General features: G+C 65.2%; 12 protein-coding genes and 2 tRNA genes. 7 read left to right on the plus strand and 7 right to left on the minus strand.

Annotation, left to right across the window (positions count from 1 at the left end; genetic code table 11):
* Positions 1–24: 24 nt before the first annotated feature.
* The 4 genes from htpX to OEJ36_RS23145 form a co-directional block, all read right to left on the minus strand.
* On the minus strand, positions 25–897 hold the full coding sequence (gene htpX / locus OEJ36_RS23130) for a protease HtpX (RefSeq protein WP_021217366.1): 873 nt from the start codon (positions 895–897) through the stop codon (positions 25–27).
* 85 nt (positions 898–982) lie between these two features.
* Positions 983–1435 carry a hypothetical protein gene (locus OEJ36_RS23135; protein ID WP_263403528.1) on the minus strand — a complete coding sequence of 151 codons (453 nt, stop codon included), beginning with the start codon at positions 1433–1435 and terminating at the stop codon, positions 983–985.
* A gap of 2 nt (positions 1436–1437) precedes the next feature.
* Complete coding sequence (locus tag OEJ36_RS23140) at positions 1438–2184, minus strand: SDR family NAD(P)-dependent oxidoreductase (RefSeq protein ID WP_263403529.1); 747 nt, start codon at positions 2182–2184, stop codon at positions 1438–1440.
* Positions 2185–2195: 11 nt separating this feature from the next.
* Positions 2196–3407 (minus strand): pyridoxal phosphate-dependent aminotransferase, encoded by a 1212-nt coding sequence (locus OEJ36_RS23145; protein WP_021217363.1) that lies wholly within the window; start codon positions 3405–3407, stop codon positions 2196–2198.
* A gap of 147 nt (positions 3408–3554) precedes the next feature.
* Between OEJ36_RS23145 and msrB the strand changes: the two genes are divergently transcribed.
* The 3 genes from msrB to OEJ36_RS23160 all read left to right on the plus strand — a co-directional run bounded on the left by msrB (position 3555) and on the right by OEJ36_RS23160 (position 5013).
* Positions 3555–3953 (plus strand): peptide-methionine (R)-S-oxide reductase MsrB, encoded by a 399-nt coding sequence (gene msrB, locus OEJ36_RS23150; protein ID WP_021217362.1) that lies wholly within the window; start codon positions 3555–3557, stop codon positions 3951–3953.
* A gap of 107 nt (positions 3954–4060) precedes the next feature.
* Positions 4061–4546: a glutathione peroxidase gene (locus OEJ36_RS23155; RefSeq protein ID WP_021217361.1), complete on the plus strand. Its 486-nt coding sequence runs from the start codon at positions 4061–4063 to the stop codon at positions 4544–4546.
* On the plus strand, positions 4543–5013 hold the full coding sequence (locus OEJ36_RS23160) for a MarR family winged helix-turn-helix transcriptional regulator (protein WP_263403530.1): 471 nt from the start codon (positions 4543–4545) through the stop codon (positions 5011–5013). The genes OEJ36_RS23155 and OEJ36_RS23160 overlap by 4 nt, the downstream gene beginning before the upstream one ends.
* On the opposite strand, the gene OEJ36_RS23165 is transcribed toward OEJ36_RS23160, so the two are convergent.
* Complete coding sequence (locus OEJ36_RS23165) at positions 4994–7318, minus strand: response regulator (protein WP_317891600.1); 2325 nt, start codon at positions 7316–7318, stop codon at positions 4994–4996. The two genes, OEJ36_RS23160 and OEJ36_RS23165, sit on opposite strands and share 20 nt — an antisense overlap.
* A 97-nt stretch (positions 7319–7415) precedes the next feature.
* Here OEJ36_RS23165 and OEJ36_RS23170 point away from each other — a divergent pair, with 97 nt between their 5' ends.
* Together OEJ36_RS23170 and OEJ36_RS23175 are read left to right on the plus strand one after the other, a co-directional pair.
* Positions 7416–8303, plus strand: a complete 888-nt coding sequence (locus OEJ36_RS23170) for an ATP-binding protein (RefSeq protein ID WP_263403532.1) — start codon at positions 7416–7418, stop codon at positions 8301–8303.
* On the plus strand, positions 8300–8782 hold the full coding sequence (locus OEJ36_RS23175; RefSeq protein WP_021217357.1) for a GAF domain-containing protein: 483 nt from the start codon (positions 8300–8302) through the stop codon (positions 8780–8782). The genes OEJ36_RS23170 and OEJ36_RS23175 overlap by 4 nt, the downstream gene beginning before the upstream one ends.
* 63 nt (positions 8783–8845) lie before the next feature.
* Here the strand turns inward: OEJ36_RS23175 and OEJ36_RS23180 are convergent, their stop codons facing one another.
* Complete coding sequence (locus OEJ36_RS23180) at positions 8846–9508, minus strand: glutathione S-transferase family protein (protein ID WP_263403533.1); 663 nt, start codon at positions 9506–9508, stop codon at positions 8846–8848.
* 33 nt (positions 9509–9541) lie between these two features.
* A complete protein-coding gene (locus OEJ36_RS23185; RefSeq protein WP_263403534.1) occupies positions 9542–10309 on the minus strand; it encodes a hypothetical protein in 768 nt (255 codons plus the stop codon).
* Between the two features lie 232 nt (positions 10310–10541).
* Here OEJ36_RS23185 and OEJ36_RS23190 point away from each other — a divergent pair.
* Both OEJ36_RS23190 and OEJ36_RS23195 read left to right on the plus strand, forming a co-directional pair.
* A tRNA-Glu gene (locus tag OEJ36_RS23190) sits at positions 10542–10617 on the plus strand.
* 28 nt (positions 10618–10645) lie between these two features.
* Positions 10646–10721: transfer RNA gene (locus tag OEJ36_RS23195), tRNA-Gly, on the plus strand.
* The last annotated feature ends 85 nt before the right edge of the window (positions 10722–10806 follow it).

Here is a 10806-nt window from a genome sequence, read left to right on the forward strand (position 1 = left end):
GCCGCCTTTTTCGTTTGCCGTGTATCAACCGCGGCGGCGGAGGGCCTCGATGCGGTCTTCCAGGGGCGGGTGGCTCATCAGCAGGCCGGCGAGGCCGTTCTTCAGGCCGCCGTTGATGCCGAAGGCGGTGAGGCTGTCGGGCATCTGCACCGGCACGCCCTGTTCGGCACGCAGGCGCTGCAGGGCGCCGATCATGGCATTGGTGCCGGCCAGCTGGGCGCCAGCTTCGTCGGCTCGGTATTCGCGTTTACGCGAGAACCACATGACGATGATGCTGGCGAGGATGCCCAGGACCAGTTCGGCGAAGATGGTGGCGACGAAGTAGCCGATGCCGTGGCCTTCCTCGTTCTTCAGGATCACCTTGTCGACGAAGTTGCCGAAGATGCGCGCGAAGAACATCACGAAGGTGTTCACCACGCCCTGGACCAGCGCCAGGGTGACCATGTCGCCGTTGGCCACGTGGCCGATCTCGTGGGCCAGCACGGCCTTCACTTCATCGGGCGAGAAGCGCTCCAGCAGGCCCTGGCTCACGGCGACCAGTGCGTCGTTGCGGTTCCAGCCGGTGGCGAAGGCGTTGGCCTCGTAGGCGGGGAAGATGCCGACTTCCGGCATCTTGATCCCGGCTTCGCGGGACAGTTGCTCCACGGTCTGCAGCAGCCACTGTTCGTGGCGGGTGCGGGGTTGGGTGATGATTTCGGTGCCGGTGCTCATCTTCGCCATCCACTTGGAGATGAACAGCGAGACCAGGGAGCCGGCGAAACCGAACACGGCACAGAACACCAGCAGGCTGCCGTAATTCTGGCCGGTGAAGCGGTCTACGCCCAGCAGCTTGAGGGTGATGCTGGCGATCACCAGGACTGCAAGGTTGGTGGCCACGAACAACAGGATGCGCATCATGGTTAAAGCGGTCTCCTCAGGGAAAGACGGTGTAATGCGGGGTTATATAAGGTGCGCCAGAGGCCTATTCAACCTGGGCTCTATTTCAAACTGTGTCGCCTGCGGCATTGCCGGCTCCGGCGAAGAGCAGCCGGGTGAGGCGGGCGGTGCGTTCGCTGTTGCGGCTGGCCAGCGCTTCGCGCAGCTGGTGGGCGAGGGTTGAGTGAACCCGGCGCACGCTGGGCGGCAGTTCGTCGTCGCTGCGCACGACGTGGGGCAGGGCGCGGGACAGGCGCAGGAAGCCTTTTTCGCTGAGTACGGCCTGGTCCAGCGCCTCGTAGCGAATGGCGCTTTCGTAGCGGATGTAGCCTTCCTCGGCCAGCCAGATCAGGGCCCCCAGGCAGCTCTGGTGGCGTTTGCTGGGCAGGCCGAACTCGTCCGGTTCCTCGTGGCCGATCAGGTCCTCGATATAGAGGGCGACCTTGCGCGGGAAGGCCTGGTAGAGCATCAGCATGCCGGCCGCGCAGTCCTTGTAGAAGTCGTCGATCTGCAGGTCCATGGTCACAGCGCCCTGGCGATCAGCGAGGTGGGCAGCAGCGGCAGCAGGCGGCCGATCAGGGCCCAGGGCCAGCCGGGCACATAGGCGCTGCGCGTGCGTTTCTCGATGTGTCGGGCGATCAGTGCGGCGCCTCGCTCGACGTCGATGAGGAAGGGCCGGGGCCCGGCATCCTGGTTGATCGGCGTGTCGATGTAGCCGGGCAGCAGCAGGGTGGTGGCGATGGGGCTGCGGTGCAGTTCCAGCTCCAGGGATTCCATGTAGCTGATCAGCCCGGCCTTGCTCGCCGAATAGCCCGCAGTGGCGGGCAGGCCGCGCTTGCCGGCGACCGAGGCGATGGCGACCAGATGGCCGTGGCCCTGCTCGCGGAACACTTCGGTGGCGGCGTCGAGGCAGGCGATGGCGCCGAGCAGGTTGGTTTCCAGGGTCTGCCGGTAGCGTTCGAAGCGGCCGCTGCCGGCCTTGCCCGCGAGGCCCATGCCGGCGTTGGCAATCAGGCCGTCGAGGCCGCCCAGGGCGTTCTGCGCCAGGCCTACGGCGTCCTTGCAGGCGGCGTAGTCGGTGACGTCCAGCGGCAGCACGGCGATGGTGCGACCGTACTGGCTGCGCAGTTCCTCGGCCAGTTGCTGCAGGGTTTCCTCGCGCCGCGCGGCGAGGGCGAGGTCATATCCCTGGCTGGCGAGGCGCCGGGCCAGGGCCATGCCGATGCCGGAGCTGGCACCGGTGAGCAGGTAGCGTCTGGCCTGGCCCATGCTGGCGTTCCTTACTGGCGATAGGATTTGAGGAAGTTGCCGATGCGGCCGATTGCCTGTTCCAGGTCATCGACGCGGGGCAGGGTGACCACGCGGAAGTGATCCGGCCAGGGCCAGTTGAAGGCGGTGCCCTGGACGATCAGCAGCTTCTCGGAGAGCAGCAGGTCGAGGACGAACTTCTCGTCGTTGACGATGGGGCAGACCTTCGGGTCGATACGCGGGAAGGCGTAGAGCGCGCCCATGGGCTTGACGCAGCTGACGCCGGGAATGTCGTTGAGCAGCTCCCAGGTGCGGTTGCGTTGCTCCAGCAGGCGGCCGTTGGGCAGGACCAGGTCGTTGATGCTCTGGTAGCCGCCGAGGGCGGTCTGGATGGCGTGCTGGCTCGGCACATTGGCGCACAGGCGCATGTTGGCGAGGATGTCGATGCCTTCGATATAGCTCTGCGCACGCTGCTTGGGCCCGGAGATGGCGACCCAGCCGGAGCGGAAGCCGGCCACGCGGTAGGACTTGGACAGGCCGTTGAAGGTCAGGCAGAGCACGTCCGGCGCCAGGGAGGCGGTGGAGATGTGCACGGCTTCGTCGTAGAGGATCTTGTCGTAGATCTCGTCGGAGAAGAGCACCAGGTTGTGCTGGCGAGCCAGCTCGACCATCCCTTCCAGCAGCTCCTTGGAGTACACGGCGCCGGTGGGGTTGTTGGGGTTGATGATCACCATGGCCTTGGTGTTCGGGGTGATCTTGGCCTTGATGTCTTCGAGGTCGGGGAACCAGTCGGCCTGCTCGTCGCACAGGTAGTGCACCGGCTTGCCGCCGGCCAGGCTCACGGCGGCGGTCCACAGCGGGTAGTCGGGGGCCGGGATCAGCACCTCGTCACCGTTGTTGAGCAGCGCCTGCATGCACATCACGATCAGCTCGGACACGCCGTTGCCGAGGTAGATGTCCTCGATGCCGATGCCTTCCACCTGCTTCTGCTGGTAGTACTGCATCACCGCCTTGCGCGCGCTGAACAGGCCCTTGGAGTCGCTGTAGCCCTGGGCGGTGGGCAGGTTGCGGATCACGTCCTGGAGGATTTCCTCCGGGGCTTCGAAACCGAACGGCGCCGGGTTGCCGATGTTCAGCTTGAGGATGCGATGGCCTTCCTCTTCCAGGCGTTTGGCGTGCTTGAGCACGGGCCCGCGGATGTCGTAGCAGACGTTGGCGAGCTTGTTCGATTTGCTGACCTGCATGGTTGTTCGTGTCCCGATCTGAGGAAACTGCGCCTTGGCAGCCTGTAACGCCGCTGCCAGACTGGCGTCTAAAGCCACGCATGATACGTGCGGCCCGATGACCGGAAAAGGTACTGGTCGGGCTTTTTTCCGTAGCCGAGGTGACCCATGGAAAAGCTGGACAAACCCCTAGAATCCTGGCGTGAAGAGCTGAGCGAAGCGCAGTTCCACGTCTGTCGCCTGGGGGGTACCGAACGCCCCTTCACTGGTGAATACAACGGCACCAAGACGCCGGGTATCTACCACTGCTCGTGCTGTGGCGCGGCGCTGTTCGACTCAGATGCCAAGTACGACTCCGGCAGCGGCTGGCCGAGCTACTTCCAGCCGGTGGATGACGTCTCGGTCGCCGAGAAGGAAGATTTCAGCCACGGCATGCACCGTATCGAGGTGCGTTGCGCCCGCTGCGACGCTCACCTCGGCCACGTGTTTCCGGATGGCCCGCGCCCGACCGGGCTGCGCTACTGCATCAACTCGGTATCGCTGAAGCTGGTGCCGCGCGAAGCCTGATCCATAAGGCCCGCTAATGAGCGGGTCTTTTTTACGGCAATTAAATTGCGTGCAATTTAATTGCAAGCTATCTTCCTGCCGTCATTCCTTCCTCCAGGTGAAAGTCCATGAGCAGCAAGCTTTTCGATATCCCCGTCACCACCATCAAGGGCGAGCAGAAGACCCTCGCCGATTTCGGCGGCAAGGCCGTGCTGGTGGTCAATACCGCGAGCAAGTGCGGCTTCACCCCGCAGTACAAGGGGCTGGAGAGCATCTGGCAGCAATACAAGGACAAGGGGCTGGTGGTGCTTGGCTTCCCCTGCAACCAGTTCGGCAAGCAGGAGCCGGGTGACGAGGGCGCCATCTCCGAGTTCTGCGAATTGAACTTCGGTGTCAGCTTCCCCCTGTTCAAGAAGATCGACGTCAACGGTTCCGACGCCCATCCGCTCTACGTCGAGCTGAAGAGCCGCGCGCCGGGCCTGCTGGGCAGCAAGGGCATCAAGTGGAACTTCACCAAGTTCCTGATCGATGGCGAAGGCCGCGAGGTGAAGCGTTTCGCGCCGACCACCAAGCCGGAAGACCTGGCCACCGAGATCGAAGCGCTGCTGAAATGACCTTGCCAGCCCTGCCCGACGCCGACCTGCTGCTGGACAACCAGCTGTGCTTCAAGCTGTACGCCGCGTCGCGCGCAGTGATCCGGGGCTACCGGCCGATGCTGGAGCAGCTCGGCCTGACCTACCCGCAGTACCTGGTCATGCTGGTGCTCTGGGAGTGGCATGCCGCGCCGCCCGAGCAACCCACGGTCAAGGCCCTGGGGGAGCGCCTGATGCTGGATTCCGGCACCCTCACACCGCTGCTCAAGCGCCTGGAGCAGCTCGGCCATGTGCAGCGCCGTCGGGCGGCCCATGACGAGCGCGAAGTGCACCTGGCGCTGAGTCCGGTGGGTGTCGCTTTGCGTGAACAGGTGTCGGCACTGCGCACCGAACTGCTGTGCAGCAATGGCCTGGATCTCAATGAGATGGTGGAGCTGCGCGGTCGCCTGGCCGAGCTGCTCGGCCGCTTCACTGGGCTGGCTGGGTAGTCGGCAGCCAGTTGTCCAGCAGGGCGACCAGCTCTTCACGGCGGAAGGGCTTGGCCAGGTAGTCGTCCATGCCGGCAGCGCGGCAGCGTTCGCGTTCGTCCGGCAGGGCGTTGGCGGTCAGGGCCACCACGGGCAGGCCCGGCCAGTTGCCGCTCTGGCGGATGCGCCGGGTGGCTTCATAGCCATCCATGATCGGCATGTTGCAGTCCATCAGCACCAGGTCCACCGGGTGTTCCGCGAGCATCTGCAGCGCCTCCCCGCCATGGGCGGCGACCAGCACCTCGCAGCCCAGCTTGCCGAGCATGCCCTTGGCCACCAGTTGGTTCACCGCATTGTCTTCCACCAGCAGCACCCGTGCCGAGCGCGCCAGCCGTTGCTTGGGCGTTGGGCTGGGCGCCGGTTCGTCCGGCAGTTGCTGCAGGCTGCGCCGCAGTGCCTGGTAGAGCGCCGAGCGCGCCAATGGCCGCGCCAGTTGCTGCAGCGGCGCCAGGGGCGTGGCCTGTTCGGCCTGGATGAAGTTGCCGTAGCCGGTGATCAGCAGGATCGGCGCCGCGCTCTCGTCGCGCAGGCGCTGCAGCTGTTCCGGCGAGTCGGTGATGATCTGTTCGAACGCCTGGCCCGCCAGCTTGAAGTCGCTATCGCAGCGTTGGTAATTGATGCCCCAGGACGGCAGCCAGGTTTTCAGCAGCTCCGCCAGGCCGCTACCGGCGGCGCACAGCGCGATGACGCGCCCCTGCAGGGCCGGCGCCGGCTTGGCGTCGGTGTGGCTGGCCAGGGGCAGTTCGGCGCTGAACAGGCTGCCGATGCCTTCTTCGGAACGCACTTGCAGCTTGCCGTCCATGGCTTCGCAAAGCCGGCGGGTGAGGGCGAGGCCGAGGCCCGTGCCGCCGAACTGCCGGGTGATGCCGGCGCCGGCCTGGGCGAAGGGCTGGAACAGCTTGGGCATGGCGTCGCTGGAGATGCCGATGCCGGTGTCGCGAACGCCGATCAGCACACCCTCGGCGGTGGGGGTGACGCGCAGGTCGACGCGGCCGAAGCGGGTGAACTTGAGGGCGTTGGACAGCAGGTTGCTGACGATCTGCCGCACGCGGGTCGGGTCGCCGACCACCAGGGCCGGCAGGCGCGGGTCGATCAGGCAGCTCAGCTCCACGCCCGGGGCGGCGTTCTGCGACAGCAGGCTGGCGGTGTCTTCCACCAGCACGCCGAGGTCGAAGGGGATGGCTTCCAGCTCCAGCTGGCCGGCCTCGAATTTGGACAGGTCGAGGATGTCGTTGAGCAGCTCCACCAGCACGTTGCCGGAGTCGTGGGCGATGGTGAGCTGCTGGCGTTGCTCGGCGTTCAGCGGGCTGTCCAGGGTCAGGGCGAGCATGCCCAGCAGGCCGTTGAGCGGGGTGCGGATCTCGTGGCTCATGTTGGCCAGGAAGGCGGCACGGGCCTGGGCCGTTTCCATGGCGTGGGTGCGGGCCATGTCCAGTTCCTGGTTGGACTGGCTGAGGCGGCTGTTGGTGGCCTTCAGTTCGGCCGTGCGTGCCGAGACGATGTTCTCCAGCTCCGCCAGGTACTGGGTCAGCCTGTCCTCGGCGTCGCGGCGTTGCTCCATCTCGGCGAAGAGGTTCGCCAGTTGGCGGTTGATCACGTCCACCAGCACGCCGATCTCGTCCTGCTCGTGGCCGGGGGGGCAGGGCAGGCGGTTGTCCACCGGGCTGCGCGAGTCGCCTTCGCTGAGGGCGCGGATCAGCCCCACCAGCGGCTTGGTAAGCATGCTGTAGAAGAGCACCAGGAGGATCAGCGACAGCAGCAGGCTGCGCACGAACCCGGAGATCAGGGTGAGCATGGAGCGCCGCAGGAAGTGGTTGCCGAAGGCGAAGGTGTCCACTTCCAGGCGCAGCAGGCCCAGGGTTTCCGCGGGGGCGTGGGCGATGTAGAGCGGGTCCTGGAAATCCCGGCGCTCACCGAAGAGGAAGTCGCTGAAGATGCGGTAGTCGCTCTCGGTGCGAGGGCGGCTGACGCTGGCGAGCACGGTGCCGCTGTTGTCGATGATCTCGGCGCGGATCACCGCCGGCGAACGCAGCAGCCCCAGCACCAGTTCCTGGGCCAGTTCGGCGTCGATGTTGTAGGCGATGCGGGCGGCGGGGTTGTGGCTGATTTCCAGCAGCGCATTGATCTCGCGCTCCAGCGAGGCGTTCTCGCTGGCGTAGTCGATGCCGACCTGAATGATGCTGAGAAGGGTCCCGAGTACGAACGCCACCAGCACGGTGATGCTGGCCTGCTTGAACGACAGGCGTTGGGTCAGCGGGATATCCATGGGCGTGAAGATTTGGCCTTGTTCCGTGGGCTTGCCAAGCATAGCCTATCCCACCTGCTGACAGCCCGGCTCTCCGAGCTGAACCAAGGAGTTTATTGTGGATTCCCGTTTGAACGACTTCCTGGAGCGCGCCGATGCCGTTCTCGCGCGCCTCGATCCCCTGCTGCCGGCGCTGCGCCCGGCCATTGACTGGCAGGACTGCATCGCCGCCCGCTGGCACCGCGAAGGGCGCGGCGGTTACCTGCAGCCGCTGCAGGTGAGCCTGGATCTCAACCTCACCGACCTGATCGGCGTCGATGCCCAGCGCGAGCAGCTGGCGCGCAACACCCGCCAGTTCGTCGATGGCCTGCCGGCCAACCATGCATTGCTCTGGGGCGCCCGTGGCACCGGTAAATCGTCCCTGGTGCGTGCGCTGCTGGCTGAGCACGCCGGTGCCGGCCTGCGCCTGATCGAGATCGAGCGCGACCACCTCGCCGACCTGCCGCGCGTGGTGGAGCAGGTGGCCAAGCTGCCGCAGCGTTTCGTGATGTTCTGTGACGACCTCTCCTTCGAAGCCGGTGAAGGCGATTACCGCGTACTCAAGAGCGTGCTCGACGGCTCGCTGGAGCGCGCGCCAGACAACGTGCTGCTCTACGCCACCTCCAACCGCCGTCACCTGGTGCCGGAGAAGGAAAGCGACAACGAGCACTGGCAGATGGTCGACGGCGAGCTGCACCCCAATGAGGCGGTGGAAGACAAGATCGCCCTGTCCGATCGCTTCGGCCTCTGGTTGTCCTTCTACCCCTTCACCCAGGAGCACTTCCTCGCCGTGGTACGCCACTGGATCGAGACCCTGGCGCCCCGTGACCTGGCCTGGGAATGGAATGAAGAGTTGGAAAAAGCGGCCATCCGCTGGGCCCTCGGGCGTGGCAACCGCAATGGCCGCTGTGCCTATCAATTCGCCCGCCAATGGGTTGGCCGGGCGCTGCTGGAGACTTCCCGATGATCGACCTGCAACAGGCCGGTGCCGGCCTCGAGGGCTACGCCCTGCTGGCCGCCCAGCTGGAGTCGTTGCTCGCCGACGAGCGCGACTTCATCGCCAATGCCTCGCAATTCTCGGCCTTCCTCTATAACGAACTGCCGGAACTGAACTGGGCGGGCTTCTACCTGAACAAGCAGGAGCAGCTGGTGCTCGGCCCCTTCCAGGGCAAGGTCGCCTGCGTGCGCATTCCGTTCAGTCGGGGTGTGTGTGGCGCCGCCGCGCGCACCCGCGAGACCCAGCGCGTGGAGGATGTGCACGCCTTCCCCGGGCATATCGCCTGCGACAGCGCGTCCAACAGCGAACTGGTGGTGCCCCTGGTGAAGGACGGTGCGCTGATCGGCGTGCTCGACCTCGACAGCCCGAGCGTCGGCCGCTTCAGTGAGGCGGACCAGGCCGGTATCGAGAACCTGGCGGCGATCTTCCTGCGCCTGACCGACTGCTGATCGGTCGCGCCATGAAAAAGCCCGGCAAATGCCGGGCTTTTTCGTTTCTGCGGGGGAGGGCGGTCAGGCCGCGCCGCTGAGCTTGGCCAGGGTCCGTTGCTCGCCGGGCAGTACCGTCTGCACCGACTCCCGCGCGCGGATACGCTGGTAGTGGGCGGCCAGGGCCGGCCAGCGGCCGCTGTCCAGCAGCTCGGTGCCGTGCTCCATGTTGATCAGTTGGCAGCACAGCGCCAGATCCGCCAGGGTCAGCTCGCCGCCGACGAAGTATTCGGCATCGCCCAGGGTCTTTTCCAGGTAGTTGAAGTGCTGGGGCAGCTTGTCCTGCAGCGCCGCTTGTACGGCTGCTTCGTCACAGGGCTGGCCCATGGTCGGCTTCAGCGCACGGTTGCGGAACACGCAGAAGGTGGTCAGCGGTGCCAGCTCGTAGTCGGCGTACTTCTCCAGCCAGCGCACCCGGGCGCGTTGCTGGGCGTCGCGGCCATAGAGCGGGGCCAGTTCGGGGTGCTTTTCTTCCAGGTACTGGCAGATGACGCTGGAGTCGGCGAGGGTGAAGTCGCCGTCGCGCATCGCCGGGATGCGTCCCAGCGGGTTCAGTTCCCGGTACCAGGCGGGCTGGCCGAAGGGCGTGATGATTTCCAGCTGGTAATCGATGCCCTTTTCCAGGAGGAACAAGCGCACCTTGCGCACGAAGGGGGAGAGCGGGGCGCCGTAGAGGGTAATGCTCATCGTGGGTGTCCTTGTCTGAGCGGGGCCGGGCTGTCAGTCGTAGATGTTCTTCTTCTTCCAGGTGTCTTCGTCATCCAGGGATTTCAGGGCATCCCCGAGCTCGCTCGGCTCATCGGCGGCCGGCGGCTTGTCCAGGGCCAGGGCGTCGGCGCGGGCCAACTGGTTCTGCAACTGCTGCAGCTGGTTCTGGTAGCGGGCGGGCTCCGGCTGCTTCTGCAGGTACTGCACGCCGCGCTCGAAGGCCAGGCGGGCCTGGCGCGGCTGGCCTTCCTGCAGGGCCTGCAGGCCGAGGTTGGTGAAGAACTCGATATGCAGTTGCACCAGCATGCCGCGGATCTCGTTGACCCAGCGCTTGGCATCGTTGACGGGCATGAAGCCGTCCTTGGCCGAGCGGGTCAGTTGGCCGTGCAGGGATTCCAGCTGGAAGCGGATTTCCTTGGCCTGGGCTTCGTTGCTGATCTTCAGCGGCGCGTTGCGGATCGGCATCCCTTCGCCCAGGGCCACCAGGCCACGCAGTTCCTCGGCCTGGACCTTGAGCTGGGCGTTGCCCTTGTCCAGCGGCAGCAGGCGCTCGCAGAAGAGCAATTGCAGGCGGGTGAGCTGCAGCTTCAGCGCGGGGGTCATGAACTGGCCGGGCAGGCTTTCGGAGAGGATGCTGGTGCGGCGCAACCTGTCGATGAGGTCGGCGCGCAGCCGGGCTTTCTCCAGCTTGCTGTTCTCCACCATATGGTTGGCGTAGCCGATGATCAGCAGTACCGCTATGCCGGCTATTACCATCAGGGTGATCACGAGTGGCGACATCTTTATACAGCTCCCGTGTGCGTTTTCTGCGGGAGTGTAGAGGGTTGGCCACCCTGCTGATAGCTCCGTGTCAGTTTTTGCCCTGAACTCGTTGATTTTAAAAGTTTTTTGTCGAAGGGTTGACGGGTGCCCAAACGCTCCCTAGAATGCGCGCCACTTCGACGCGAAGCCTGAGGGCAAAAGCGACGAAGGCCGGAAGAAAGCGTCAAAGCTGTTGTAAGCTCCGGGCCGCGTCCCCTTCGTCTAGTGGCCTAGGACACCGCCCTTTCACGGCGGTAACAGGGGTTCGAGTCCCCTAGGGGACGCCATTTTCTGGCTGTACGTTGTAGTTGTATTGCGGGAATAGCTCAGTTGGTAGAGCACGACCTTGCCAAGGTCGGGGTCGCGAGTTCGAGTCTCGTTTCCCGCTCCAGATTTTCAAGCAATGCTTGTTAGTGTTGTTTGTCCCCTTCGTCTAGTGGCCTAGGACACCGCCCTTTCACGGCGGTAACAGGGGT

The sequence above is a fragment of the Pseudomonas sp. PDM13 genome (genome assembly GCF_025685765.1).
Lineage (GTDB): Bacteria > Pseudomonadota > Gammaproteobacteria > Pseudomonadales > Pseudomonadaceae > Metapseudomonas > Metapseudomonas solani.